General features: G+C 68.5%; 25 protein-coding genes. 8 read left to right on the plus strand and 17 right to left on the minus strand.

The genetic code is table 11. The features are described 5' to 3' along the window. Positions 1-107: 107 nt before the first annotated feature. The 4 genes from ACGFSB_RS29725 to ACGFSB_RS29740 form a co-directional block, all read right to left on the minus strand. Positions 108-1,466: a hypothetical protein gene (locus tag ACGFSB_RS29725; protein ID WP_393405593.1), complete on the minus strand. Its 1,359-nt coding sequence runs from the start codon at positions 1,464-1,466 to the stop codon at positions 108-110. Next, the gene (locus ACGFSB_RS29730) at positions 1,450-3,264 is read right to left on the minus strand and encodes a hypothetical protein (RefSeq protein ID WP_393405595.1); all 1,815 of its coding nucleotides are present in this window, start codon (positions 3,262-3,264) and stop codon (positions 1,450-1,452) included. The genes ACGFSB_RS29725 and ACGFSB_RS29730 overlap by 17 nt, the downstream gene beginning before the upstream one ends. A 618-nt stretch (positions 3,265-3,882) precedes the next feature. Then, positions 3,883-4,176 (minus strand): hypothetical protein, encoded by a 294-nt coding sequence (locus ACGFSB_RS29735; RefSeq protein WP_393405597.1) that lies wholly within the window; start codon positions 4,174-4,176, stop codon positions 3,883-3,885. 77 nt (positions 4,177-4,253) lie between these two features. Further along, on the minus strand, positions 4,254-4,898 hold the full coding sequence (locus ACGFSB_RS29740) for a LysE family translocator (protein WP_393405599.1): 645 nt from the start codon (positions 4,896-4,898) through the stop codon (positions 4,254-4,256). A 144-nt stretch (positions 4,899-5,042) separates the two neighbouring features. On the opposite strand from ACGFSB_RS29740, the gene ACGFSB_RS29745 reads away from it, so the two are divergent. Beyond that, on the plus strand, positions 5,043-7,124 hold the full coding sequence (locus ACGFSB_RS29745; RefSeq protein WP_393405601.1) for a GTP-binding protein: 2,082 nt from the start codon (positions 5,043-5,045) through the stop codon (positions 7,122-7,124). Positions 7,125-7,284: 160 nt separating this feature from the next. On the opposite strand, the gene ACGFSB_RS29750 is transcribed toward ACGFSB_RS29745, so the two are convergent. Further along, positions 7,285-8,223, minus strand: coding sequence for a sigma-70 family RNA polymerase sigma factor (locus ACGFSB_RS29750; protein ID WP_393405603.1), 939 nt, complete (start codon positions 8,221-8,223; stop codon positions 7,285-7,287). 129 nt (positions 8,224-8,352) lie between these two features. Between ACGFSB_RS29750 and ACGFSB_RS29755 the strand changes: the two genes are divergently transcribed. After that, complete coding sequence (locus ACGFSB_RS29755; protein WP_393405605.1) at positions 8,353-8,859, plus strand: pyridoxamine 5'-phosphate oxidase family protein; 507 nt, start codon at positions 8,353-8,355, stop codon at positions 8,857-8,859. 49 nt (positions 8,860-8,908) lie between these two features. Here ACGFSB_RS29755 and ACGFSB_RS29760 read toward each other — a convergent pair whose 3' ends face one another. The 11 genes from ACGFSB_RS29760 to ACGFSB_RS29810 form a co-directional block, all read right to left on the minus strand. After that, on the minus strand, positions 8,909-10,099 hold the full coding sequence (locus tag ACGFSB_RS29760; protein WP_393405607.1) for an HAD-IA family hydrolase: 1,191 nt from the start codon (positions 10,097-10,099) through the stop codon (positions 8,909-8,911). Next, entirely contained in the window at positions 10,096-10,620 is a 525-nt protein-coding gene (locus ACGFSB_RS29765; RefSeq protein WP_393405609.1) for a hypothetical protein, read from the minus strand. Before ACGFSB_RS29765 ends, ACGFSB_RS29760 begins: the two co-directional genes overlap by 4 nt. Positions 10,621-10,748: 128 nt before the next feature. Then, positions 10,749-11,564 (minus strand): hypothetical protein, encoded by an 816-nt coding sequence (locus ACGFSB_RS29770; protein WP_393405611.1) that lies wholly within the window; start codon positions 11,562-11,564, stop codon positions 10,749-10,751. 363 nt (positions 11,565-11,927) lie between these two features. Further along, on the minus strand, positions 11,928-12,296 hold the full coding sequence (locus tag ACGFSB_RS29775) for a GntR family transcriptional regulator (protein ID WP_393405613.1): 369 nt from the start codon (positions 12,294-12,296) through the stop codon (positions 11,928-11,930). Between the two features lie 4 nt (positions 12,297-12,300). After that, entirely contained in the window at positions 12,301-13,335 is a 1,035-nt protein-coding gene (locus ACGFSB_RS29780) for a DUF1648 domain-containing protein (RefSeq protein WP_393405615.1), read from the minus strand. Between the two features lie 84 nt (positions 13,336-13,419). Beyond that, on the minus strand, positions 13,420-13,671 hold the full coding sequence (locus ACGFSB_RS29785; protein ID WP_393405617.1) for a hypothetical protein: 252 nt from the start codon (positions 13,669-13,671) through the stop codon (positions 13,420-13,422). A 44-nt stretch (positions 13,672-13,715) separates the two neighbouring features. Continuing rightward, a complete protein-coding gene (locus ACGFSB_RS29790; protein ID WP_393405619.1) occupies positions 13,716-14,312 on the minus strand; it encodes a dihydrofolate reductase family protein in 597 nt (198 codons plus the stop codon). Between the two features lie 97 nt (positions 14,313-14,409). Further along, a complete protein-coding gene (locus tag ACGFSB_RS29795) occupies positions 14,410-15,174 on the minus strand; it encodes an ANTAR domain-containing protein (RefSeq protein ID WP_393405621.1) in 765 nt (254 codons plus the stop codon). 78 nt (positions 15,175-15,252) lie between these two features. Continuing rightward, positions 15,253-15,906, minus strand: coding sequence for a GNAT family N-acetyltransferase (locus ACGFSB_RS29800; protein ID WP_393405623.1), 654 nt, complete (start codon positions 15,904-15,906; stop codon positions 15,253-15,255). Positions 15,907-16,154: 248 nt separating this feature from the next. Then, positions 16,155-17,312, minus strand: coding sequence for a family 2 encapsulin nanocompartment cargo protein polyprenyl transferase (locus ACGFSB_RS29805; protein WP_393405625.1), 1,158 nt, complete (start codon positions 17,310-17,312; stop codon positions 16,155-16,157). Positions 17,313-17,408: 96 nt separating this feature from the next. Then, positions 17,409-18,815: a family 2B encapsulin nanocompartment shell protein gene (locus tag ACGFSB_RS29810; protein WP_393405628.1), complete on the minus strand. Its 1,407-nt coding sequence runs from the start codon at positions 18,813-18,815 to the stop codon at positions 17,409-17,411. A 271-nt stretch (positions 18,816-19,086) separates the two neighbouring features. On the opposite strand from ACGFSB_RS29810, the gene ACGFSB_RS29815 reads away from it, so the two are divergent. From ACGFSB_RS29815 to ACGFSB_RS29825, 3 genes are all read left to right on the plus strand, one after another. Beyond that, the gene (locus ACGFSB_RS29815; RefSeq protein ID WP_393405630.1) at positions 19,087-19,335 is read left to right on the plus strand and encodes a hypothetical protein; all 249 of its coding nucleotides are present in this window, start codon (positions 19,087-19,089) and stop codon (positions 19,333-19,335) included. Between the two features lie 137 nt (positions 19,336-19,472). Continuing rightward, a complete protein-coding gene (locus ACGFSB_RS29820; RefSeq protein ID WP_393405632.1) occupies positions 19,473-20,063 on the plus strand; it encodes an N-acetylmuramoyl-L-alanine amidase in 591 nt (196 codons plus the stop codon). A 114-nt stretch (positions 20,064-20,177) separates the two neighbouring features. Beyond that, positions 20,178-21,116 carry a 1-aminocyclopropane-1-carboxylate deaminase/D-cysteine desulfhydrase gene (locus ACGFSB_RS29825; RefSeq protein WP_393405634.1) on the plus strand — a complete coding sequence of 313 codons (939 nt, stop codon included), beginning with the start codon at positions 20,178-20,180 and terminating at the stop codon, positions 21,114-21,116. Here ACGFSB_RS29825 and ACGFSB_RS29830 read toward each other — a convergent pair. Continuing rightward, positions 21,095-22,693: a Na+/H+ antiporter gene (locus ACGFSB_RS29830; protein WP_393405636.1), complete on the minus strand. Its 1,599-nt coding sequence runs from the start codon at positions 22,691-22,693 to the stop codon at positions 21,095-21,097. The two genes, ACGFSB_RS29825 and ACGFSB_RS29830, sit on opposite strands and share 22 nt — an antisense overlap. Before the next feature lie 46 nt (positions 22,694-22,739). Between ACGFSB_RS29830 and ACGFSB_RS29835 the strand changes: the two genes are divergently transcribed. The 3 genes from ACGFSB_RS29835 to ACGFSB_RS29845 all read left to right on the plus strand — a co-directional run bounded on the left by ACGFSB_RS29835 (position 22,740) and on the right by ACGFSB_RS29845 (position 24,725). Next, on the plus strand, positions 22,740-23,000 hold the full coding sequence (locus ACGFSB_RS29835) for a UBP-type zinc finger domain-containing protein (RefSeq protein WP_393405638.1): 261 nt from the start codon (positions 22,740-22,742) through the stop codon (positions 22,998-23,000). A 247-nt stretch (positions 23,001-23,247) separates the two neighbouring features. After that, complete coding sequence (locus ACGFSB_RS29840; RefSeq protein WP_030780840.1) at positions 23,248-23,661, plus strand: anti-sigma regulatory factor; 414 nt, start codon at positions 23,248-23,250, stop codon at positions 23,659-23,661. Further along, positions 23,658-24,725 (plus strand): RNA polymerase sigma factor SigF, encoded by a 1,068-nt coding sequence (locus ACGFSB_RS29845; RefSeq protein WP_393405640.1) that lies wholly within the window; start codon positions 23,658-23,660, stop codon positions 24,723-24,725. The genes ACGFSB_RS29840 and ACGFSB_RS29845 overlap by 4 nt, the downstream gene beginning before the upstream one ends. The last annotated feature ends 52 nt before the right edge of the window (positions 24,726-24,777 follow it).

The raw sequence follows: 24,777 nt of genomic DNA on the forward strand, positions 1-24,777 counted from the left end.
CCGGCGTGTGATCAGCTTTCTGTCTCTGGCTGTACCGGCCAGCAGCAGGCCGGGAGCGCTTCACCGTTCCAGCATCGGCTTGACCAGTATCGGTGGCGTGAACCGCTTCAGCTCTCCTCCCGCCGACGCCGCGCGGCCCGGTAGACCAGCATGCGCGCGACGATGCTCGTGGCGTACTCGACGTCCTCGGCCTTCGGCATCTCCTTGCTCTTCCCATGCGCAACGTCGTTGCGCAGTTTGCGAAGCTGCCAGAGCATTTTTATTTCGTCAGGCGTGTAAGTGACGCCGTCCACGTCTAGCGCCTTCATCAACTGCCGCCGCAGCGGTGGACTATTGAGATTGGCAACGAAGTCGTTGATTCGGTCCTTCTGCTCCGGCTTCAGAGTGGTCGGAATGCCCGCCTTGATCGCATCGAGTTCCACCTGTGCGAACACGCGCTCGACTGCTGTTCCACTGGCATAGAACTCGATCGCTTCGAACAGGGCGAGCACACGGGCGAGCAGATCGGATTCATTTGCGGCACGAGCGAGGGCGAGAAACGCAAGACGCTCCTGCAGTGTCAGCCTTGGGACATCAGCATGGAATCTTCTGCCATCAGGCGTGAGAGGAACAGAGTGCGGCTGCGGAAGTAGTCCGGGACGACGAAGCCAGAACCGGCCGGTTTGCATGCCTCGTATGGCCACCCAGTCTTGCCTGTTCAGGCGGGCGAGCGAGTCCTTCCTGCTGAAGTGGAGCGTCTCACCTGACGGCAGTATGGCGTGGCCGTAACGGAGGTAGGTGGTCAGCCAGGCAAGCGCAAAATCGATGGTCGCGACACCCCGTTCCTCTGCGGTCAGGGCGAGCGTCGTCGTGACGAGCGCGAGCGCATATGCCTGTGCATCAAAGCCGTCGTATTTACCGTCTGAAGTGTCGAGGCCCGCGAGGATTCGTGATGCGGTGTCTGGGGGAATGAAATATACCCCCGCGAAACCTGTGGGCTTCTCCGCGATAATTCCGCTGACCGGCACGATCACTTCGAAGGTTTCTCGCGGCAAGGCGTCGAGTCCTTCGATTCTGAGTTGATCGTTTCGCATCCCTCCGGAGCGAGCCAGAGTATATATAAGCTCGGGGCCATTGAATCCACGATATGTAAACGTGTTTAAGACTGCCTCGGACAGCGAAAGCACTCCGAGCGCCTTCACGGAGACTCCGTCGGCATCCGGCTCGGCGGCCGCCACAGTTCCCGTGAATCGCGGAATGACTGTGCCCTCCTGCTCCACCGATACACCGAGACCGGCAAAGTAGTCCGGAGTTGCTGCGCTACGCTCAAGGTCGAGTTTTACCCGTGCATCATTTCCGGTGTTTATTGCAGCGTTGACTTGCCCGTCAGTGAACGCCGTAGACACATCCACCGGCCCAAATCGGATCGCCCAGCGTCTCTGCGCCTTGAGAAGTCCGAATGCGTCCAGGTCAGGCTTCTTTGCCATCTTCACTTCCTCCTGCCGACAGGGCGTCCGCAAAGACCTGCGGTGCATGCAGAAGTTCGCTGAGAACAGAAAGCGCGAGAGGTGCGATGAGGGCCGTCACTGCGATCTCCGGAAGCACGCCTTTGGCTGTTCGTTGAGCGGCGACTTCAAGGAGACGCAGCGCATTCGCGTGATCTGCACGTGGCACGTACTGCGCCAGCCGCTCCAGGAGGTCATCCGGTACGTCATCCCGCTCAGTTGCGGCACGGTGGAAAAGGGCCAGCCGCACGTGCATCACGGAGGCTTCCATATCGCCTCGACCATATGCGATGGTCGCCAACCTCATCTGATCGAATGCCGTCGCCATCGATAGCGAGCGGGCCTCTGAGGCACCATCTAGGAGTGCAGCTGTGTTCCTGCTAACGCGTAGGAGATGGGCGGCCCGCTCGCGCACGAGGGAGAAGGCTCCAGCTTCCCACCACGTTTCGGTTTCGGCAGTGCGCCCCTTGGAGAAGGTCCGCCGTGCTGACGGCTCGCGCATGGCGACAACGGCACCGAGCAGCAGGGTAAGCGCCTCGATCTCTGCAAGGCGCGCCTGCAGCACGCACTGGTCCCGATCACTGTTGTAGCTGTAGCGCGCGGCCTCATGAGGTGGCGTCGGGAAAGCGGGCAGGCCGGTATCGAATCCGGCCTTTCGAAGGGCTCGGTCATAGGAGCTCGCGCGTCTCTGGACTGCTGACAGGAGGCTTGCGTAGCGTGCCTGGGTCTCTTGCTGAGCTTCCGTCAGAAGCGCCCGGTCCATCGCCGTCGACCACGATCTCTCTAGCTCATCGGGGAACTCCGTGGCGTGCTTTGCGAGCGCATCGAGGTCCTGGGCTTGGTCGTCAAACTCCTTGGCCTCCTGAGCAGGTGGGGACGAGCCCTCATCGCCAACGCCCACCGGATCGACAACTTGCGCCGCTAGAGGCGGTCGGGGGTCCGATACAGGCGGAGGAGCTGAGCGGATTTGTGAGCCCGAGGTCGATTTCAGAAACTGTTGGGTGAACGACAGTGCGCGATGTAGAAGGACGCCTTTGTCTAGAGGCAATGCCACGACATCCATGGTCATCTTTCGCTTGCTGCCAGCTTCCCCTTCCATAGATCTCCACCGGAACAGGCACGCGCCACCGTCAGGGACCTCTGCGGCAAGCTGGCGCAGGCGGAGGGAGTGGTTGTTGATGAGTGATGCGTATGTCTGAAGCTGGCGACCGATGAGCCGCTGTGCGACGACGACACCGCTGAAGAGTAATGCCATCAGGTCCAATCCGGGACCAACTCCGTCTACTGCGGTGGCAAGCTGGCTGAGTGCTTCGGATTCGATGCCGATGCCCCCGCCCAACGCAATGAACGGGCCGGTATTGAGCGAACCGACGGCTATCAGGAGCCGAAACGGCGGACGAGCGGTTTCCTCGGAGATCGCAGCCTCGATCTGGGCGAGCTGCTCGCTTTCCTCTCCGAAGTCCTGCTCGGCTGATCGCCTCAGCCCGTCCGAAAAGTCTGCAGCGATAGCGCCGAGGGCCCGTGCAGCCGAATTCATCTCGATCGCACGTCGCTCGGGAGTCGACTGACGCTTGAGAGCTTTGTCAAGCTGCTGATATGCATCGACGAGCTGGGCGTATCCGGTCGCAGCCGCGAGTCGCTCGAGAAACCTGCTCGACTCCTGCGCCTGCTCGGCATCCTCGCGACTCAATTCGCGTAGAGCTGCGAAGCTGACCTTTGCCCCTGGGTTGGTGGGCGAAACTTGTGCGCCCAACTGCCACGGGATATCACCTGCGTCCATCCGCCCAGTCTGCCACGCGCTCGCCAGGGCCCGGCTCAGATTATCCGGATAATCAAGCGGTGGTTGGCCCGCCACGTAGGAACCTTCGTCGAGAGCTCCTCCCAACGTCCGCCGCCAGCTACGTCCAGCGCTCACACGCGGCCATTTTCGGCTTCGAGTACTCAAGCTGTAGGTCGTGATCATGGTTGCCTCGCCCGGGGGAGTTTTCGAAGTCCCAACTCAGCAGCACGGGAGCCCTGTCCGTTGCGCACCCCGACCTCACATCGCCCCCGTCACCCGATCGGTGGCGCAATGAAAACGCTCAGTGATATCGCATCAGTCCCGACCCAGTCCGCACACAGTCCGCAGAACACCCGATCAGGACCGTCAGCACCCATCGCAGCCCAACACCAAAAGGCCAGGTCAGCGCCCCGCAGGAAACATCCCCGCAGGTCACCGACCCGGCCCATTACTAGGAGACGAAGAAGGCCTGACCCTCACCGGTCACCTTCTTGGTACGTACGTCACGTCAGTGCGCACCACAGCACATACGAAAGCACCCGGCATCCGCGCGGAGCCGGGTGCTTTCGGCGTTCCCATCACTGCGTTCCCACCCGCATCACTGCGTTCCCACCCGCATCACTTCTGCAGCGCGGCAAGGCCCTTCGCCAAGCCCTCCCCGTCCATCACCGGGTTGATCTCGATCCTCGCGCCGAGATCCAGGAAGAACGGCTCGGCGATGCCGGGCATCTCCGAGCTGTCCTGCATGTCGAAGACGAAAGTGGCGCACCGCCCGCCCTCACTGGGGCCGAAGTACGCCGCCTCGGGCTTGAGCCGTTCCACCACGCCCTGCATCAGCTTCGCCAGTGTGCCGTTCTTGATCGCCTCGTTCGAGACCTGGGTGTCCAGATGCGCTCTCAACATAACCCTCATGGCACTCACTCCTCCTCTTACAAGGATCCCGCTCTCCACTCCGATCCGCATCTTTCGCCGCCGGTCACGCCGGGTGCTCAGGCCCTGTCATGCAGCGCCAGGTTCGCGGCGAAGCCGAGGAACGCCACTCCGCTGAACTGCTCGAGCCTGCGCCGGAACGACGGGCGCCGGATGCGTTCACCCAGCGCCGATGCGGCGTAGGAGACGATCCAGTACCAGAGGGCGAGCTCGACGAGGTCGATCGCCGTGAGCAGCAGCGTCGTGCCGAACACGGGGGCGCCCTGCGGGATGAACTGCGGGATCAGGCTCATGTAGAAGAGCCCGGCCTTGGGGTTGAGCAGGTTCGTGCCGAGCCCCGCGCGGAAGGCGGCCCAACGGTCCTGAGGGGTCGGGGGCACCGCATCCGCCTCCTGTCCGGTCTCCTGCCGCAGGTCCGGACGGCGAGCCCGCCACAGCGCCGAAGCGCCAAGGCACGCCAGGTACACGGCCCCTCCGATGCGCAGCACGTCGTACGCGAAACGGGAGGCGGTAAGGACTGCCGTAAGCCCGATCGCCGTCGCTACGCCCCAGGCCAGGCAGCCGGTGAGGATGCCGAGCGCGGCAGCGGTCCCGCCGGCCCGGCCGTGGGCCATCGAGGTGCGCAGGACGAGGAGCGTGTCCAGACCCGGCGTGATGTTGATGATCGCGGCGACACCCGCGAACGCAAGCGTGGCGGTGAGCATGACAGGAGGGTAAATCAGTTGCCGCCCAGTGCCGTGCCCTGCTGCACTTGTCGTACGCCTCGACCTGTCAAGGAGACGCAATGCGCCGTTCGTTCATGTCCGACCAGAAGGGAATTGCCATCAACCCAGAGGACATGACACTCAGTGCATACGTCGAGCACGAGCCCGAGCACGAGCACGCCTACGAACACCCTCAACCTGGGGATCCTGGCGCACGTCGACGCCGGTAAGACCAGTCTGACCGAGCGGCTTCTGCACGCCGCCGGTGTCATCGACGAGATCGGTCGCGTCGATGCGGGGAACACCCAGACCGATTCGCTCGCCCTGGAACGGCAGCGCGGGATCACGATCAAATCCGCCGTCGTCTCCTTCGCCATCGACGACGTCACCGTGAACCTCATCGACACCCCTGGCCACCCGGACTTCATCGCCGAGGTCGAGCGGGTGCTGAGCGTGCTCGACGGTGCCGTGCTCGTCGTCTCCGCGGTGGAAGGCGTCCAGGCGCAGACCCGCGTACTGATGCGGACGCTGCGGCGGCTCCGGATTCCCACGCTCATCTTCGTGAACAAGATCGACCGGCGCGGCGCGCGCTACGAGAATCTGCTGCGCGACATCTCCGAGCACATCGCCCCGGACGTCGTCGCGATGGGGGCAGTCCACGATCTCGGCGGTCCCGAGGGGAGCTACACCCCTTTCGCCGCCGGTGATCCCGCCTTCACCGCCCGCCTCGTCGACGTACTCGCCACGCATGACGACGCCCTGCTCGCCGCATACGTGGACGCCGACGAGGCAGGCCTCCCCTACCGGCGGCTGCGGGCCGAGCTCGGCGCTCAGACCGGGCGGGCCCTGGTGCATCCGGTGTTCTTCGGGTCAGCCGTCACCGGCGCCGGTGTCGGGGAACTCGTCGCGGGGATCCGGGAGTTGCTGCCCTCAGAGCCCTCAGCGCCCTCAGAGGACGGGAGCAGGCTCGTCGGCGATCCCGTTTCCGGGACCGTCTTCAAGGTCGAGCGCGGGGACGCCGGGGAGAAGGTCGCGTACGTGCGGATGTTCTCGGGGACGATCCGCACGCGGGACCGGCTGCCGTTCGGCGGCAAGGGCGGCGGCCGCGAGGGCAAGGTCACCGCCGTCAGTGTCTTCGAGCAGGGGTCCGCCGTCCCCCGCGAGGGTGTCTCCGCCGGGCAGATCGGGAAGTTGTGGGGGCTCGGCGACATCCGGATCGGTGACGTCATCGGCGTACCGGGTGTGGCGGCGGAGCGAAGGGGCGGGAACGGTCGGCATCACTTCTCGCCGCCCACCCTCGAAACCGTCGTCGTCCCGGCCCGCCCCGGCGACAAAGGCGCCCTGCATCTCGCCCTCGGACAACTCGCCGAGCAGGATCCGCTGATCAATCTGCGGCAGGACGACATCCGCCAGGAGGTGTACGTATCGCTCTACGGCGAGGTCCAGAAGGAAGTCATCGAGGCGACTCTCGCCGATGAGTACGGCATTGACGTCGCGTTCCGTGAGACCACGACCATCTGCGTGGAGCGCGTGACCGGAAGCGGCGCCGCCTTCGAGATCATCGCCAAGGACGACAACCCCTTCCTCGCCACCGTCGGCCTGCGCGTCGATCCCGGTCCGCCCGGATCCGGCGTGGAGTTCCGGCTCGGGATCGAGCTCGGTTCGATGCCGTACGCGTTCTTCAGGGCCGTCGAGGAGACCGTGCGCGAGACGCTGCTGCAAGGGGTGCACGGGTGGGAGGTCGACGACTGCGTCGTCACCATGACGCACTCCGGGTACTGGCCGCGGCAGAGCCACGCGCACGGCACCTTCGACAAGAGCATGTCGAGTACGGCAGGGGACTTCCGGCAGCTGACCCCGCTGGTCCTGCTCGGCGCGTTGCGGCGGGCCGGCACCGAAGTGCACGAGCCGTTGCACCACTTCCGGCTCAGCGTGCCGGACGACGTGTTCGGGGCGCTCCTGCCCGCGCTCTCACGGCTGCGGGCCGTCCCGCACACCCAGACGGCGCGCGGTTCCTCGTACGTCGTCGAAGGCGAGATCCCGGCAGCCCGCGTCCACGAGTTGGAGCAGCTGCTGCCCGCGCTGACGCGCGGCGAGGGCGAGCTGGAGTCCGCCTTCGAGCGGTACCTGCCGGTCCGGGGCGAGGCCCCGGACCGGCCGCGCACCGACCGTAATCCGCTCTGCCGCAAGGAGTATCTGCGGGAGGTGGCGGGGGTCCGGCGCTGAGCCGAGGGGCAGGCAATGGGCTCTGATTCAGGCGGGGAGCCGTGGCTCAGGCGCCGGGCCATGGCTCAGGCGCCGGGCCATGGCTCAGGCGCCGGGCCATGGCTCAGGCGCCGGGCCATGGCTCAGGCGCCGGGCCGTGGCTCAGGCGCCGGGCCGTGGCTCAGGCGCGGAATGGCACGAGACCGAGCGCGCGTACGCGGGCAGGGTCGACGAGGATGTTGAGCTCGACGATCCTGCCGTTCGAGATCGTGAACTCCATGACCGAGAACACCTCGTCACCCGGCACCCCGACCAGCCCGAGCCGGCCGTTGACCATCGCGAACTCGGTACGCGGCGCCCCCTCGGAGAACATCGCGGCCTGCCCGGCGACCACCTTCGCGCCCCGCACCAGCTTCGAGAGCCCGGAGGCCAGTTCGCCGGTGTCGGCCCGCAACACCACATCCGGGTCGAGCAGTTCGAGCAGCGCGTCGAAGTCGCCGCCCCGCGCGGCGGCGAGGAAGGCGCCGACGATCTCGCGCTGCCGCGCGGGGTCGTTGTCGGGGGTGGGGGCCGAGTCCTGCACCCGGCGCCGGGCCCGGCTCGCCAGCTGCCGGGTCGCGGCCGGGGTGCGCTCCACGATGGGGGCGATCTCGTCGAACGGCACGGCGAACATGTCGTGCAGCACGAAGGAGAGGCGTTCGGCGGGCGCGAGCGTCTCGAGTACGACGAGGAGTGCGAGGCCCACCGAGTCGGCGAGCAGCACCTCCTGCTCGGGGTCGACCACGTCACCCCAACTCACCACCGGGTCGGGCACATACGTGTCCAGGGGGAGCGCCAGGGGCTCCTCGCGTCGCGACTGCCGCGTACGCAGCATGTCGAGGCAGATCCGGCCGACGACCGTCGTCAGCCAGCCCCCCAGGTTCACCACCTCGTCCGTGTCGGAGCGGCTCAGCCGGATCCAGGAATCCTGGACCGCGTCATCCGACTCGCTGAGCGAGCCGAGCATCCGGTAGGCGACGGCCTTGAGATGCGGGCGGTGCTCCTCGAAACGGGCCGCGAGGGCTTCGTCCCCGTCCGCGAGTGCGTCGTTCCGGCCCACCCGTGCTTCGTTCCGGTCCATCCGTCACATTCCCTCGTCGTGATCCGTCATAGAAGTGATACACCGGTTCAGCGGCGCCACCAGGAGATCAGCACAGCGTTCGGATCAGCACAGCGTTCGGATCAATGCAGCATTCGGAGGAGAACAGTAATGAACGCGTACGGCCTACCCGATGCTCCGCCCCCCATTGTCGACCCGCCGAAGGCCACGACGCGGGCGCCCGCACAGCGCAAGAAGGATGCGCTGCACCGCCTCGCCCACGACATCGACGCATGGGTGGCCACGGCCGACGCGGACAACGGGACGCCGTATCTGATCCCGCTGTCCTTCCTCTGGGACGGCGAGAGTCTCCTGGTGGCCACCCCGGACGCCAGTGTCACGAGCCGCAATCTGCGGGCGACGGGCAAGACGCGGGTCGGCATCGGGCCGACGCGTGACCTCGTCCTCATCGAAGGGGCCGTACGCGGCCTCGGTGAGGGCGAGTTGACCACCGAGGACGGTGACGCGTTCGCCGCGAAGACCGGCTTCGACCCGCGCAAGCTCGACACCCCGTACGCCTACTTCCGCATCACCCCGCAGCGGCTCCAGGCCTGGCGCGAGGCCGACGAGCTCGTGGGGCGTGACCTGATGCTGGGCGGGCGCTGGACGGTTGGGTGAGCGGTGGACGGATGGGTGAGCGGTGGACGGATGAACAGGGCCTCGGTGATCAGCTCCGGCCCAGCACCGGAGCCAGCGCATCCCGCAGATCGTCAGGCCCCTTGTAGTGGAGGCCCACCATGCCGAGCGCGACGGCCGCGTCCACGTTCTCCTGGCGGTCGTCCACGAACAGGCAGCGCTCGGCGGGGATTCCGGCCCGCCGCACGGCGATCTCGTAGATCCGGCGGTCCGGCTTGGCGATGCCCACGCCCGCGCTGCTGACCACGTCGTGCGCGAGGTCGGCGATGCCGAGCAGGGCCAGGTCCTCGTCGAGCCACGGGGTCGCGTTCGTCACGAGCGCCACGTGCAGATGGGCGGCGCGAGCCTGCCGGAGCAAGTTCACCACGGTGGCGTCGGCGGAGAACGCGGCGTCGGCCAGGGCGGTGCCGAGTGCGTGCCCTCGCTCCCACGGGATCCGGTCCGCGAGGCCGTGCGCGATCGCCTCCACCCACTCCTCCTTGCTGATACGCCCCAGCATCAGCGGCATGTCGGTCTCCGGCGCGAAGGCGACCTCGGCGGTACTGCCCTGCGGGAGACCGGCGGCGCGCTCCATCTCCTCGACCCCCGAGACGTCGTAGAAACGGATCACGCCGTCGAGGTCGCAGAGCACGGCGTCGAACGGCAGGGGCGGCGGCGAGACGGGCGGCGGCTGCGGCACCTGCCAGGTGTAGCGCAGCTTCTCCTTCGCATCGGCGCCGAGGCGGTTGTAGAAGCGGATCGCGCCCTCGTTCCAGGCGGGCGTCTGCCACTGGACCTCGGTGAGCCCGAGGGCACGGGCCTCCGCTGCCACCGCGTCCGTCAGGAGCGGGCCGAGGCCGAGCCCCCGGTGTCCGTCGCGCAGGAAGAGGCAGTCCATGTGCAGATACTCGGCCCCGTCCCAGGTGGAGACCTCCGGTGCACAGGTGGCATAGCCGACGATCTCACCGCCGGGCAACTCCGCCACCAGGCAGCGCAGGCGCGGCTCCGGGGTCCCGAAGAGGAGGCCGTCGAGGCGCCCGGCCAGGCCGGGGGTGAGCGGCGGGGACTTCTCGTACGCGGCGTGCTCGTCGGCGAGTTCGGCGATGCGGGGGAGGTCGGCGGGGCGGGCGTAGCGTACGCGGGGCGCGTGGCCGGGTCGTGCGTCCGGCGATTCCGCCTCCCGCTTATGGTCCGCCTCCCGCTTACGGTCCGCCTCCCGCACGGGCGCTTCCTCGTACGTCATCGCAGGTCCCCCTCGATCACGTCATGGCCCCACGCGGTGAGCCGCTCCGCGAGCGTCCCGCCGCCGTCGAGCACGCGGCGCACGTACGCGTCCCGCTCATGCGTGAGCACGGCGGCCTCCCACACGCAGGGTGCGAGCCCGGCGCGGCCCGGCCTGAGCCGCTCCGGGTCCCCCGCGGGCCCGACGAAGACCGCGAGGTCCGACATGTATCCCTCGATCCAGCTCTGTACGAGGACGTAGTCGCCGTCACCGCCCGCGTGCACGATCAGCACGGCGAGCCCGGCGGAGCCACGGGCACGGCCGAGCCCCAGATGCGCCCCCGCGATCGCGAGCGCCGCTTCCTCGTCCCGCCCTGTCACCTTCCGCCCCGGCGCCTCGACGGCGTACGTCTTCACGAGATGCCCGCCGGCCTCGCGCACCCCCAACGCCCGCGCGGTGCGCGCGTGATAGCCGTCGGCGAGGGCAAGGAGCTGCTCGGCGTCGACGAACGAAGGAAGTTCATCAAACTCGGTCATGTCCATGCGCCCATGATGCAGATGTCGGCCGCTTCTCGCCGGGCACCCGCCCACTTCCGCCCCGGCTCCCGTCTACCGTCCCGCCCCGGCTCCCGTCTACCGTCCCGGCTCCCGCCCACCGCCCCGGCCCTCGCCTACCGCTCATCGAGCACGCGCCGCACATTGGCCCGCACCCGGTCCTGGTCCTCGCGCACGGCCTCGTACACATCCCTGTGGCGGGCCACGTCGACGCGCTGCTTCTCGTCACGCACCGCCCACCACACACCGGCGGTGTTGTGCTCCCGCTTGCACTCGACGTCGGCGGTCGCCGTGGCCAGCTCCCTCTTCGTACGCGTGGTTTGGCCGCCCTTGAGATGCGCGCGCCCCCACGCCTTGTCCTGGAACGCGGCGCTCGGCGACTTGTAGCGCTTGATGCCCTTGTCCTCCATACAGCCGGCCCAGGTGTCGACTGCCTCGCGCACCCGCTTGTCCTTGGCGGCCGCCTTGTCCAGGTGCTGCCGCCGCTTGGCGGTGTACGTCCACATGCGCGTCTTGTCCTGTACGCCGTCGGTGAGGCGCTCGGTGTCGCTCACCCCGCAGCCGCCGCGCTCGGAGGACCCGCGACCCCCTCCGTACAGCGCGTCCCGCTCGGCGTCGGTCATGGCGCGCCCCTCAGGACGCCCGGTGCGGGCCAGGGACTTCTTCGGGTCCCAGCCGTAGCCCCAGCGGCGGGCTCTGTCGAGGTCGAGCGGCCCGTACGGATACGCCGACATCGCCACGACCGTCAGTGTCTGCGTCGGCATGTTGTCCGGGTCCGGCTGTTTCGGATAGAGCGGGAAGTCATCGAAGCCGAGCTTGCGCATGCAGCTCTGCGCCATGCGGGCCTGCGCCTCCGTGTGACGCCGACTGTCGCTCGTCGTGAACTCATAGCGTTCCAGCGGGAGTTCGGGGAGGTCCCTCTCCTCCGTCACGGAGGGCGTACCGGAGCTCGCCCCACCACCCCCGGAAGACTCGGCCTCGCACCCCACGAGCCCCGCCACCACCAGCCCCGCGATCCCCGCAACTGCCCACCGGGCCATTCCCCGCCGCCCCATCAGTCCGTCCCCTCCCCAGCCCCAGGTGCCCCACGCACCGGAACCGTCGGACCATACCTCTACCTCCCGCCCGCTTCAGCTCCGCAGTCGGCGCCACCGCGTATCCACGGGCGATCCACGGGCGATCCACCACCGAACGCTCAACTCACCGAACACGGCGGCTACTTCAGCGAGCGGCGCCGGTTCCCAACGAACCCCACAGACCCCACAGGCCCCACAGGGTCTCCGTACGCATCGACCTCACGCCCTCAGTTCCGTCAGTCCCGTGTCCACGAGGGACCGCACCTCGTCCTCCGAGAGCCCCAGTTCCAGCGCGTCGGCGATGAACGCCCTTACACGCTCCCCCAGTTGGGCTCGCGCCTGCGCCACCGCGCCGTCCACCACGATCGCCCCGCGCCCCCGCCGAAGTTCGATCAGGCCCTCCTCGCGCAGCCGCTGGTAACCCCGCAGCACCGTATGGACGTTGACCCCGAGGGAGTCGGCCAGCATTCGTGCGGCGGGCAGTCGATCGCCCGGACTCACCGAACCGTCCGCGACCGCGCGGCGCGCGCACGCGGCGATCTGGTCGGCGAGGGGCACCGCCGATGTCGTATCGATCCGGAACAACATGCCGTCAGCTCCGCCCGTCGCGGGGGTCCCCGCGGTCGACCAGCGCGTTGAGGAGCGCGGCAGCGGTCGAGGAGTCCTCGACAGTGACGGCGAAGTCCTTGCCATTCACCCGCCGGACGATCACGGCCTCACCCGACCGCATGATGACTCCGGAGCGCCCGGGAGCGATGCGGTAGCCCCAACCCCCGTAATCGGAAAAGGCGTTGATCCGGCGGCTGCCCGCGTGCTCGATACGGTCGAGCGGCAGCCGGAAGCGCGGCCACGGCGCGAGCGCGGGGGACACGGTGAGCCCGCGCCGGTCCACGGTCACGCAGGCCCGCGCGAAGGCCGCGATCAGCAGTCCGGGGACGAGCAAGGACAGCGAGGTCAGCCAGTCGCCCATCAGCCACGCGGTGGCGATGCCCGCCGCCGCGAGCGCTACGCCTGTCCCGCACAGCGGCCAGGAGCCCGTGTGCCGTACCCATCCGGCGACCTCGCTCCTCCCCAAGTCGAGCCGCCCGGCGCCCGGTCCGCCGTCCGCGACCAGCGGCGAGCGTACGTCGGGCAGCGGCACGAGCCCCGCGAGAAGTGTTCCCGCGCCGGCCGCGAGCGCGGCGACCCCGACCGCGACGGCGAGTTGCCACAGGGGGAACACCGCCGCCGCTCCATCGGCGGTGCCACGGTTGGCCACGAGGCTCGCGCCCATCGGCCAGGCCAGGAACGCGGCGGTCGCGTACGCACCGGCGAGCAGCCTTCGCAGCCCGCGCCGCCAGGTGGCGAGGTCGCTCCTGAGCGCGACGAAGACGACGAAGACACTGACCGCGCCGAGCGCGACGAACATCCCGCCGAGCATCGCGAGAAACCCGGCGTGCCCGACATAGCCGTCGGCCTCTCCGTCGGCGCCGAAGTGCCGGGCGAGGCGATCGGGCAGTTGATCACGGACGGTTACGTACACCGCGAGGTCGGCGGCGAGTCCGAGCATGAAGGGGAGCGCGGCGAGCAGTGCGACACCGGTGTCGCGACGGGGCGGGCGAGGGAGAGGGTCAGTAGTCGTTGCCATGAAAACCTCCATTGTTCGCATCCTAATAGAACAATGGAGGGGCGCGGAAGGGTACGAGTACTCGACCCTGGTTCCTCAGAGGGATCAGTCGCCGTCGACGCGTGCGCCCGCGCTCTCGCCGGTACTTTCGTCCCCGCCCTTGCCCCCGCCCTTGTCCCCGCTCTCGTCGACGCAAGCGTCGCACTGCGGGTTGTGACACGGGCCTGGGCCCCATACAGGGACGTACGCCCCGAGCACCTTGCGCCGCTTGATGGCCGTACCGACAGGCCGTCCGCAGCTCGCGCACACCGGCTCGCGCTGCGGGCGGGGGCCGGACCGGCTCCCATCGCTGCCCATACGTCCAGCGTATGACCGCTCGGGCAAGACGAAAAGCCCAGCCGTCAGCGCTTCCGGCGGTACGTCCGCACGACGACGCCATTGCCGAAGACCCGGGAGGCGTGCAGCGTGAACTCACTGATCACGGACTCCGCGTCCGCACCGGTGTCGAACATCGGCATACCGGACCCCAGGAGCACCGGGTACGTCTTGATGACCAGCTCGTCGACCTCGTCCCGCAGCTCACCCGCGATCTTCGCGCCGCCGCACAGCCAGATGTCGAGCTCGCTGTCCTCCTGCTTGAGCTCGCGGATCTTGCCGACCACATCACCAGGGATGATCTCGACGTTAGGGTCCGGCGACTTCTCGATGGTGGTGGACGCCACGTACTCGCGCAGGTGCCCGTACGGGCTCGTGATGTCGACGTCCAACGCGAGCCGATAACTGCCCCGGCCCTGGACGACCGTGTCGAAGTGCTTGTTCGCCAGGCCTTCGAGGCCGAGGATGCGGCGGCCCTCGATCGAGATCGTCTCCGGATACTCCGCCTTGAGGAACTCGAGGAACTCCTCGTCCACGAACGGCATGAAGGATTCCGCGTCGCCACCGCGGTCACCGATGAAGCCGTCGATCGATACGGCGACGAAGTAGCTGAGCTTTCGCAAGCTGGGTCTCCTTGTTCGGAATGGATTCAATGACTCGGGATTCAATGACTCGGAATGGATTCAATAACCGCATGGCTCCCGGAGCCGGGCCGCCGGGTCACCCCCGGCTGATCCCGTCCGTGTCGAACTCCCCGGCCACCACCTGCCGCGCGCACTCCGCGATCCGCAGCCGGTTCGCCCGCACATACCGCCGCAGCGCGTCGAACGCCTCGTCGACCGTGCACCCCCAGCGTTCGGCGAGAATTCCCTTCGCCTGCTCGATGACGATCCGGCTGGTGAGGGCCTCCTGCAACTGGCCTCGCTCCACCAGGCTCTGCTCCAGGGAGCGCCGCTGGAGGATCGCGATCGTGGCGACATCCGCGAGGGCCTGAGCGAGCGCGATCTCGTCGGGACCGAGCGCGTTCGGCTGCGCCTGGAACAGATTCAGCGTGCCGAGTACCTGCTCCCCGCGGCGCAGGGGCAGCGCCTGTGACATCGCGTAACCGGCCTCCAGGGCACGCGGCGCGAACTCAGGCCAGGCGATGGCCGCTTCCAGACCACCGAGGGCGACGTTCGTGTGCGCCGCTCCGGAGCCGTAGCAGTCCAGGCACGGCCCCTCGCCCTGCTGGAGGGTGAAGAGGTCGAGCACCCAGGCGTGTCCGTCGGACGCCGCCGCGAGCCGCAACTCGCCCTGGGGGTCGGCGAGCAGGATGCCCGCCGAGGAGACGCCAAGCAGCTCCACGCAGCGTACGGCCAGGCTCTGCAGGAACGCGGCGATGTCGAAATCGCCGGTCAAGGAGTCAGCCACCTCCACGAAAGCCTCCGCCAGAAGTCGTTCGCGGGACGCGATGTCGGACACTTCACGGGTCAGATCGGTGGGCATAAGGGTCACCTCCCCTTCGTCGTGTCCGAGGAGTCCGAGGAGCGAGTCCGAGGACAACACAGCGGACCTGCAACGACTTTATGCGAAAAGACCACTGTCGATACCACTGTCGATACGACTGTCGAAACCGCCTGCGGCACACGGCTTGGGTTCGCGCCACATCGGCCACAGTCGCGGGCCGTCCGGCAGGTCGATCGCATCCCCGGTGAAGACGAATCCGAGCCGCGCGTACAGGTCGCGGCTACGGCTGTTGCTCGCCTCCAGGTAGGCGTGCAGCCCCTCCCGGTCGCAGCGTTCGAGTACGGCACCGATCAGCGCGGAGCCGAGCCCTTCGCCCTGCCGCTCGGAGCTCACGCCGATCATGTGCAGATACTGGTGGGCCCGGTCGGTCGGGTGCGCCTCGCTGGTCAGGCGGCCGATCTCCTCGACCCGCTCATTGGCAGGGTCGACGGCCGCGCGGAGCTGTGCGGGCCCGTCTTCGTCGCCCTCGTGCTCGCCCGCGGGAACGGACCACCAGAGCGCCACGGCATCGCCGTCCTCCGTGATGTCGACAAATCCCTCGCTCAGCGCCATGTCGAGGAAGGCCTCCATCAGAGCGCCGTGCCTGCGGCGGCGGTGTTCCTCGCCGGGGAAGACCCAACTGCTCACCGGATCTTCTCGGAACGCATCGTCGAGCAACCGGACCACATCGGCCCTGTCGCTCTCCCCCGCCCTCCGGATCAGTACGCCCACTGCCCGCCCCTTTTGCCCCTCGGCCACGCTCAACTGCGTGCCACACTCCACCGGTTGCCTCGGCCGTCTCTGTTGCCCCGGCTGTTTTCGGTTGCAGCCTAGGTGATCGGGGCCCCGGACACGGGCGAGCCCCGCACCCTGACCGGATCTCGGCAGAGTGCGGGGCTCGTCGGTCTGTTCAGGTCGGCCCTGGCCCTGGCCCTGATCCGCCGGGCAGGACACTGGTACGCACATGCCTCAGAAGACCCCTAGTACGTACGCCGCGTCACGAACTCGGCGAGTGCCAGCAGGCTGCCCGCCGCCGCCGGAACCGGCACCGCGCGGGCGAGCTGATTCACCGCGCGGGACATCCGGTCCGCCGCGTGCAGCAGCGCCCAGTCCCTGCCGCCCGCCGCCTCGACGGCGCGCGCCATGCGTTCCAGGTCACCGTCAGCAGGCGAACGCCCGTACAGCTCGGCCAGTTCGGCGGCGGTCGGACTGCCGGACGCCAGTGCGGCGACCACCGGCAACGACTTCTTACGGACGGCGAGGTCGGCGCCGGCCGGCTTGCCTGTGTGTCCCGGGTCGCCCCAGATGCCGATCACGTCGTCGATGAGCTGGAAGGCGAGCCCCGCCTCACGGCCGAACCCGTCGAGCGCCTCCACCTCCCTCCGCCCCGCGCCCGCGTACAGCGCGCCCAGCGCACAGGCACAGCCGAGCAGCGCCCCCGTCTTGGCCTCGGCCGTGGCGAGGCACTCGTCGAGCGTGACCTCGTCCGGGCCGCGCCGTTCGAGCGCGCAGTCCGCGTGCTGGCCCGCGCAGAGCTCCACCACGCAGGCGGAGAGCCGGGCCGCCGCCGCCGAGGCCCCGGGGTGCGGGTCCTCGGCGAGCAGCCGCTGCGCGAGCGCCTGGAGTGCGTCACCGGCCAGGATCGCGTCGGGTTCACCGAACACGGTCCATGCGGTGGGCCGGTGCCTGCGGGTGGTGTCGTGGTCCATGACGTCGTCGTGCAGGAGCGTGAAGTTGTGGGTCAGCTCCACGGCTGCCGCGGCCCGGACGGCCATGGCCGGCTCCCCGCCGAGTGCCCGCACCGCGGCGAGCACGAGCGCGGGCCTGATCGCCTTGCCCGCGTGCCCGGCCGCCGGTGAGCCGTCCGCGTGTTCCCAGCCGAAGTGGTAGAGCGCGATACGGCGGATCGATCCGGGCAGCGAATCGATCGCCCGGCGCAGCTCCGGGTCGACACGCAATCGCGCCGACGCCAGCACCTCAGCCGCTTCGGACCACTCGTGCACCTCGTGCACCTCGTGCTCTTCGGCGATGTCCTGCTCAGCGATGTCGTGCTCAGCGAGATCCTGCTCGGCGGCACCCTTCGCCATCGCCTCCATGGCCGTCGTCGTGTCCGTTGCGGCCGTCGTCATGTCCGTCATGGACTCACCCCGGGGAGGATGCGGACGGTGGCGGTTCCTGGGCCTGTGGGCGCGTACGCAAGGGGTGTACCCGGCGGCACGTCCACAGACACGGCCTCACCGCCAGCGACCGATCTCGACGTTCTCCAGGATGCCCAAGGCGTCCGGCACGAGCACCGCGGCCGAGTAGTAGGTCGACACCAGGTACGAGATGATCGCCTGCTCGCTGATTCCCATGAAGCGCACGGACAGGCTGGGTTCGATCTCGTCCGGGATGCCGACCTGATGCAGGCCGATGACGCCCTGCTCCTCCTCGCCCGTACGCATACAGATGATCGAGCTGGTGCGCTCCTCGCTGACCGGGATCTTGTTGCACGGGAAGATCGGCACACCGCGCCAGGTGGGGATGCGGTTGCCCCCCATGTCGATGGTCTCCGGCACGAGCCCGCGCTTGTTGAGCTCGCGGCCGAACGCGGCGATCGCGCGCGGGTGGGCCAGGAAGAGCTTCGAACCCCGCCTGCGGCTGAGTAGTTCGTCCATGTCGTCGGGGCTCGGCACGCCGTCGTGGGGCTGCAATCGCTGTTCGTACTCGCAGTTGTTGAGCAGTCCGAACTCGCGGTTGTTGATCAGCTCGTGCTCCTGGCGCTCCTTGAGCGCCTCGACCGTGAGCCGCAGCTGCTGCTCGGTCTGGTTCATCGGCTGGTTGTAGAGGTCGGCCACGCGCGTGTGAATGCGCAGCACGGTCTGGGCGACGCTCAGTTCGTACTCGCGCGGCGCGGCTTCATAGTCGACGTAGGTGCTCGGCAGGTGCGCTTCGCCGACATGTCCCGCGGAGAGGTCGATGGGCGCCTCGCCGAACTTGTTCGTCCGCTGGGACGGGATGGACCGCAGTCGCTGCAAATGCTCACGGAGTGAGCCCGCCCGCTCCGCGACCTGCTCCAGGTCCTGGCGGGGCAGCGTGAGGACGGTGCACGCGGTCACCGCGCGGGCCGTGTACTCCCAGATGGCCTCCGGGTCGAGCAGTGCCTGTTCGCCGAAGTACGAGCCGTCGGCGAGTGACTCGAGGACCGTGTCGTCCCCGTAGGGCCCTGTGCCGATCTTCTCGACCCTGCCGTGGGCGAGCAGGAACACCTCGTCGGCCTGGCTGCCGAAGGACGTGATGACCTCACCCGCGGCGAACTCCCGCTGACGGCAGCGCTGGGCCAGCTCGCTCAGGACCTCGATGTCCCCGTACTCCCGCAGGACCGGCAGTTCGCCGAGCTCCGCGGGGATGACCTGCACCTGGTCACCGGTCTTCACGAACGTCACCCGGCCGTCGCCGACCGAATAGCTCAGCCTCCGGTTCACCCGATACGTACCGCCCTTCACCTGCACCCACGGCAGTGTCCGCAGGAGCCAGCGTGAGCTGATCTCCTGCATCTGCGGCGCGGACTTGGTGGTGGTGGCCAGATTCCGTGCGGCAGAAGTACCCAAGCTCTGCTGCGGCTTGGCCTGTTCCGCACGGACCTCTTCGCCTACCGACATTGGCAATGCCCTCCCGATCAAGTGATCTGCGTCGACAAGCTTTCCAGTACGGAGAGTGGGCGCGCCATTACACAAACGAGCGGGAATGGATCACGCGATACGGGGAAATCGCACGCGTACGAGCCTCTGCGGTGCCGGCTGCGGTGCCGGCGCCGGGGAACTCCAAGATCCGCGCATCCGTTGAACGAAGCACAACGCCGAATACGCCGAACACGCCCCTCACCACCGCTCACCCCACCTCACCATCCGCATCAATCCGTAGGAGATGGCAATGGCAGGCTTCCTGGATCGCGCAAAGGAACAGGCGCAGCGGGGACTCACCCAGGGCAAGCAGAAGCTCGACGACGTCCAGGCGCAGCGCGCGGGCGGCGACCTTCTGAAGAAGCTGGGCTCGGCGTACTACGCACAGCAGCGCGGCACGGGCTCCCCCCAGGCCACCCAGCAGGCCCTTCAGGCGCTGGAGGCCCACATCGCCACGAACGGCGACGCGTTCCTGCACAGCGGCGACCACCGCGGCTGACCAAATCGAATCGCACGGTGCCCGAACAGCTACGGAATAGTTCCGAACGGCTGGTCCGGGCACCGTGGTTCCGGTAAAAGCGGACATACGAGATGGTCCGCGACCGGCGGCCGTCGTGCTCCGCGAAGGAGTCGGCCATGGCCCCACCCATGTCCGCGGGCAGTTTCCTCGACGCCCTCAAGGACGAAGGTGTGACGATCGTCGAAGTCGGCGACTGGCGTCACCACAACCGCAACCACAAGGGGCCGTGGGGCCCGGTGCACGGCGTGATGATCCACCACACCGTCACTTCGGGCAGCCAGCGGACGGTGGAGATCTGCCGCGACGGCCACGCCTCGCTGCCGGGTCCGCTCTGCCACGGCGTCATCACGAAGGACGGCCGCGTCCACCTCGTCGGCTACGGCCGCGCCAACCACGCGGGCCTCGGCGACGACGACGTCCTGCGCGCCGTCATCGCCGAGAAGGCGCTCCCGCCGGACAACGAGGCGAACACCGACGGAAACCGCCACTTCTACGGCTTCGAGTGCGAGAACCTCGGCGACGGCGAGGACCCCTGGCCCGATGCCCAGCTCGATGCCATCGAGAGGGTCTCGGCAGCCATCTGCCGCCACCACGGCTGGACGGAACGCTCGGTGATCGGCCACTTGGAGTGGCAGCCGGGCAAGCAGGACCCCCGGGGCTTCACCATGAAGTCCATGCGGGCCCGCATCGAAGCCCGCCTCAAGTAATCCCAACCGGCACCCGGCCCGGCTGCCTCCCGTAGTGGGCAAGCGCTCCGTACCCGCTCCGTACGGCACGACGCTTGCCCACCTCAGCCGCCAAGGCGCGTGCACAATGGCAAGGTGAGAACCACCCCGCCGCCCCACCTGGGCCCCCGCCTCCCGTCGCCCTTCCAAGAGCTCCGGGACGACCGGTTCACGCGGCACGGCGCGACCCTCACGCTCAAGCGGGACGACCTGATCCACCCGGACCTGCCGGGCAACAAGTACCGCAAGCTCGCCCTGAACCTGGACGCCGCGGTCGCCGCGGGCCACGAAACGCTGCTGACCTTCGGCGGGGCCTACTCCAACCACCTCAGGGCGACGGCCGCCGCGGGGCGCATCCTCGGCATGGCCACCATCGGGATAGTCCGCGGCGACGAGCTCGCCGGGCGCCCTCTGAACCCGTCACTGACGCAATGCACGACTGACGGAATGCGCCTGCACTTCGTCGACAGATCGACGTACCGCCAGAAGACCGATCCCGCGGTCCTGTCAGCCATCCTCAGCGCGACCGGCGTCGACAACCCTTACGTGATCCCCGAAGGGGGCAGCAATTCCCTGGCCGTACGGGGCTGTACGGCACTGGGCGAGGAACTCCGCGGACATACGCACATCGCGGCCGTGGCCTGCGGCACCGGCGGCACCCTGGCTGGAATGGCCGCGGGCCTCGCCGCGGACCAGAGCGCCATCGGCATACCCGTACTGAAGGGCGGCTTCCTCGGCCCCGAGATACAGGCGCTGCAACAGCGGGCCTTCGGCGCCCCTACTCCGAACTGGCGTCTGGACGACCGCTTCCACTTCGGCGGCTACGCCCGCACGCCCCCCGAACTCACCGCGTTCGCAAACGACTTCGAGGACCGGCACGGCCTGCCCGTGGAGCGTGTCTACGTGGCCAAGCTCCTCTACGCGCTGACAGCCCTCTCCGAAGAGGGCGCTTTCCCGCCGGGCACCAAGGTCACGGCTGTGATCACGGCGGCGGAGCCACCGCCTCCGACGGCTCAGTCCTCGACCTCCCGGTAGGCCGCCGCCTCCTCCAGGTCCAGCTTCCGCAGGAGCGTCCGCATCATCTCGTCGTCGATGCGCCGCTCGTCCCGCATCCTCACGAACACCTCCCGCTCCGCGGCGATCGCCTCCCTGGCGAGCCGGCGGTAGGTGTCGTCCGCCGATTCCCCCGTCACCGGGTTGGGCTGCCCGAGCCGCTCCCACACGGAGTTGCGGCGCCGCTCGAGGACGGTCCGCAGACGGTCCTGGAGGGGCTGTGGGAGGCAATTGCGCTCGTCCTCCATCAGTTCGTCCACTCGCTGCTCCGCGGCCTGTGAGGCGGCGTTCTGCGCCTGCGCCTCCGCGAGCGTCTCCGCCTGCGTGTCCCTGCCGGGCAGTTTCAGGACCCGGATCAGCCACGGCAGCGAGAGCCCCTGGACGACCAGCGTGCCGATCACGGTGGTGAAGGTCAGGAACAGGACGAGGTTGCGTGCGGGGAACGGCTCCCCGTCGTCCATGACGAGCGGGATCGAGAACGCGATCGCCAGGGACACCACTCCGCGCATCCCCGCCCAGCTGACGATCAGCGGCCGCCGCCAGTCCATGTCGCTCTCCCGCTCCTTGATCCGCGTGGACAGGATCCGCGGCAGATAGGTCGCCGGGTACGACCACACGAAGCGCACGAGGACGACGAAGAAGAAGACGCCGAGGGCGTACCAGACCGCCTCCACTCCGCTGTACTCACCGAGCCCTTTGAGCACGAGCGGCAGTTGCAGGCCGATGAGCCCGAAGACCGCCGACTCCAGGATGAACGCGACCACCTTCCACACCGCGGCCTCCTGGAGCCGCGTCTCGAAGTCGACCTCCCAGGAGCGGTGCCCCAGGAACAGGGCGACGACGACCACGGCGAGCACTCCGGAGGCGCCGACCTGCTCGGCGGCGGCGTACGCGACGAAGGGGATCAGCAAGGAGAGGGTGTTCTGGAGCATCGCCTCCTTCATGTGCCTGCGCAGCCAGTGGATCGGCACCATGAGGATCAGCCCGACGCCGACCCCGCCGACCGCGGCCACCAGGAACTCCCAGATCCCGCCCGCCCAGCTCGCGCCCTCGCCGACGGCCGCCGCCAGGGCGACCTTGTAGGCGGTGATCGCGGTCGCGTCGTTCACCAGGGACTCGCCCTGGAGGATCGTGGTGAGCCGCGACGGCAGCCCCACCTTCCGCGCGATGGCCGTGGCCGCCACGGCGTCCGGCGGCGCGATCACCGCCCCGAGGACCAGCGCGGCGGTCAGCGGCAGGTCGGGGATCAGCAGATACGCCAGCCAGCCCACGGCGAGGGTCGCGAACAGCGTGTACCCGACCGAGAGCAGCGCCACGGGCCTGAGGTTGGCGCGCAGGTCCAGGTAGGAGCTCTCCAGGGCCGCGGTGTGCAGCAGGGGCGGCAGGATCAGCGGCAGCACGATGTGCGGGTCCAGGTGGTAGTCGGGGACCCCGGGCACGTAGGCGGCGACGAGCCCCACCGCGACGAGCAGCAGCGGCGCGGGCACCGGCGTCCAGCGCGCGGCTCCGGCCACCGCGGCGCAAGCCGCGATCAGTGCCACCAGTGGCAGTACATCCATCGGCCGGGCCCTCCCCGATACACGTTCCCGTCGTAACCTGGCAATCATGAACGAGTGCCCGCATGTAGCAGCGCTGCCGCACCCTGAGCCCACGCCGCTGAGCGACACCTGTCTGGAGTGCCTCGCGGCCGGCAGTCACCCGGTGCAACTGCGGCTCTGTCTGGACTGCGGGCATGTGGGCTGCTGCGACTCCTCACCTTTCCGCCATGCGACGGCACACTTCAAGGACACCGGGCACCCGGTGATGAGGACCTTCGAACCAGGCGAGAGCTGGCGTTGGTGCTTCGTGGACGGTTCGATCGTCTGAGGCCTGGGTACGTCAACCCGACGCCCGTACTCTCCAATTGGGACCGTGAGACCCCTAGCCACTGTCCGTACCCGTAGGCTTACTATGAGTGACAGCAACGGAGTGGGGTCCCCGGGACACGGAACTGGGGAGCGCGGTAGCGTCACCGCAGAACTACGTGGTGCGTTACCCGTGTGACGCAGTCCGGACCGTCGCTCGACGGCGGCCCTGGAGCCCCGAAAGTGCTTGTACCACCTTGGAGGTGAGGGTGTCCCAGATCGCAGGCGAGCCCGGGAATCAGGACTTCGTCGAGGTCCGCCTCCCGGCTGCGGGTGCCTACCTGTCGGTGCTGCGTACGGCCACGGCCGGTCTCGCGGCGCGTTTGGACTTCACTCTCGACGAGATCGAGGACCTCCGCATCGCGGTCGACGAGGCCTGCGCGATCCTGCTCCAGCAGGCCGTGCCCGGCTCGGTGCTCAGCTGCGTCTTCCGCCTCGTCGACGACTCTCTGGAAGTGACCGTCTCGGCCCCGACCACCGACGGCCGGGCACCGGAGCGGGACACCTTCGCCTGGACTGTGCTGTCCGCCCTCGCGGGTCAGGTCGACTCCACCGTGGCCGAGGACAACACCGTCTCGATCAGCCTCTACAAGAAGCGCGGCGCGGGACCCGGGCCGGCGTGAGGGACGGGGACGGACCGGTGCGGGACGAAGAGCGCGGCACAGGGGGCCTGCCCGGAGGTCGGGGAGGGACACCGACGAGGGGGCGCCAGGCTCCGGCGGAGCCGGCCCTCACGAGCATCCCCGAGCAGCAGGCCAGGCCGCATCCGGAGGACCCGGAGCAGCCGGGTCCCTCGACTGTGGCTGATGCGTCGGAGCAGGCAGAGCCGACCGCCCAGGAGGAGCGCGCGAAGCCCTCCGACCCGGGCGGCGCGCAACGGGCGGGATACATGAGCGAACACGGCGAGCAGCAGCGCTACACCCGGCACAATCCGCAGGACCGCAGTGGTGCACGCGCGATGTTCATCGAGCTGCGCGAGCTGGAGAGTGGCAGCCCCGAGTACGCGCAGCTGCGCAATCGGCTGGTCCGTATGCACCTGCCGCTCGTCGAGCACCTGGCCCGCCGGTTCCGCAACCGCGGCGAGCCCCTCGACGACCTGACGCAGGTCGCCACCATCGGCCTGATCAAGTCTGTGGACCGTTTCGACCCGGAGCGGGGCGTGGAGTTCTCCACGTACGCGACGCCCACGGTCGTCGGCGAGATCAAGCGCCACTTCCGCGACAAGGGCTGGGCGGTCCGGGTTCCGCGGCGTCTTCAGGAGCTCAGGCTCGCGCTGACCACGGCGACCGCCGAACTGTCCCAGCTGCACGGCCGCTCGCCCACGGTGCATGAGCTCGCCGAGAAGCTGGGCATCTCCGAGGAGGAGGTCCTCGAGGGCCTGGAGTCGGCCAACGCGTACTCCACGCTGTCCCTGGACGTCCCGGACACGGACGACGAGTCCCCGGCGGTCGCGGACACCCTGGGGTCCGAGGACGAGGCCCTGGAGGGCGTCGAGTACAGGGAGTCCCTCAAGCCGCTCCTGGAGGACCTCCCGCCCCGCGAGAAGCGGATCCTGCTGCTGCGGTTCTTCGGCAACATGACGCAGTCGCAGATCGCCCAGGAGGTCGGCATCTCCCAGATGCACGTCTCCCGGCTCCTCGCCCGCACACTCGCGCAACTGCGCGAGAAGCTCCTCGTCGAGGAGTAGGCGGAGGAGCAGGCCGCCCCTCCGGGCCTGCTCCTTCGGAACAGTCACTTCG

Origin of the sequence: Streptomyces sp. NPDC048441, from assembly GCF_043200235.1 — a bacterium.
GTDB lineage: Bacteria > Actinomycetota > Actinomycetes > Streptomycetales > Streptomycetaceae > Streptomyces.

Bases quoted from the DNA above. Each gene is read 5' to 3' on its own strand.
- ACGFSB_RS29725 (WP_393405593.1), bottom strand. From the start codon at position 1,466: ATGGCAAAGAAGCCTGACCTGGACGCATTCGGACTTCTCAAGGCGCAG.
- ACGFSB_RS29730 (WP_393405595.1), bottom strand. From the start codon at position 3,264: ATGGACGCAGGTGATATCCCGTGGCAGTTGGGCGCACAAGTTTCGCCC.
- ACGFSB_RS29735 (WP_393405597.1), bottom strand. From the start codon at position 4,176: ATGAGGGTTATGTTGAGAGCGCATCTGGACACCCAGGTCTCGAACGAG.
- ACGFSB_RS29740 (WP_393405599.1), bottom strand. From the start codon at position 4,898: ATGCTCACCGCCACGCTTGCGTTCGCGGGTGTCGCCGCGATCATCAAC.
- ACGFSB_RS29750 (WP_393405603.1), bottom strand. From the start codon at position 8,223: ATGGACCGGAACGAAGCACGGGTGGGCCGGAACGACGCACTCGCGGAC.
- ACGFSB_RS29755 (WP_393405605.1), top strand. From the start codon at position 8,353: ATGAACGCGTACGGCCTACCCGATGCTCCGCCCCCCATTGTCGACCCG.
- ACGFSB_RS29760 (WP_393405607.1), bottom strand. From the start codon at position 10,099: ATGACGTACGAGGAAGCGCCCGTGCGGGAGGCGGACCGTAAGCGGGAG.
- ACGFSB_RS29765 (WP_393405609.1), bottom strand. From the start codon at position 10,620: ATGGACATGACCGAGTTTGATGAACTTCCTTCGTTCGTCGACGCCGAG.
- ACGFSB_RS29775 (WP_393405613.1), bottom strand. From the start codon at position 12,296: ATGTTGTTCCGGATCGATACGACATCGGCGGTGCCCCTCGCCGACCAG.
- ACGFSB_RS29780 (WP_393405615.1), bottom strand. From the start codon at position 13,335: ATGGCAACGACTACTGACCCTCTCCCTCGCCCGCCCCGTCGCGACACC.
- ACGFSB_RS29785 (WP_393405617.1), bottom strand. From the start codon at position 13,671: ATGGGCAGCGATGGGAGCCGGTCCGGCCCCCGCCCGCAGCGCGAGCCG.
- ACGFSB_RS29795 (WP_393405621.1), bottom strand. From the start codon at position 15,174: ATGCCCACCGATCTGACCCGTGAAGTGTCCGACATCGCGTCCCGCGAA.
- ACGFSB_RS29805 (WP_393405625.1), bottom strand. From the start codon at position 17,312: ATGACGGACATGACGACGGCCGCAACGGACACGACGACGGCCATGGAG.
- ACGFSB_RS29810 (WP_393405628.1), bottom strand. From the start codon at position 18,815: ATGTCGGTAGGCGAAGAGGTCCGTGCGGAACAGGCCAAGCCGCAGCAG.
- ACGFSB_RS29815 (WP_393405630.1), top strand. From the start codon at position 19,087: ATGGCAGGCTTCCTGGATCGCGCAAAGGAACAGGCGCAGCGGGGACTC.
- ACGFSB_RS29820 (WP_393405632.1), top strand. From the start codon at position 19,473: ATGGCCCCACCCATGTCCGCGGGCAGTTTCCTCGACGCCCTCAAGGAC.
- ACGFSB_RS29830 (WP_393405636.1), bottom strand. From the start codon at position 22,693: ATGGATGTACTGCCACTGGTGGCACTGATCGCGGCTTGCGCCGCGGTG.
- ACGFSB_RS29835 (WP_393405638.1), top strand. From the start codon at position 22,740: ATGAACGAGTGCCCGCATGTAGCAGCGCTGCCGCACCCTGAGCCCACG.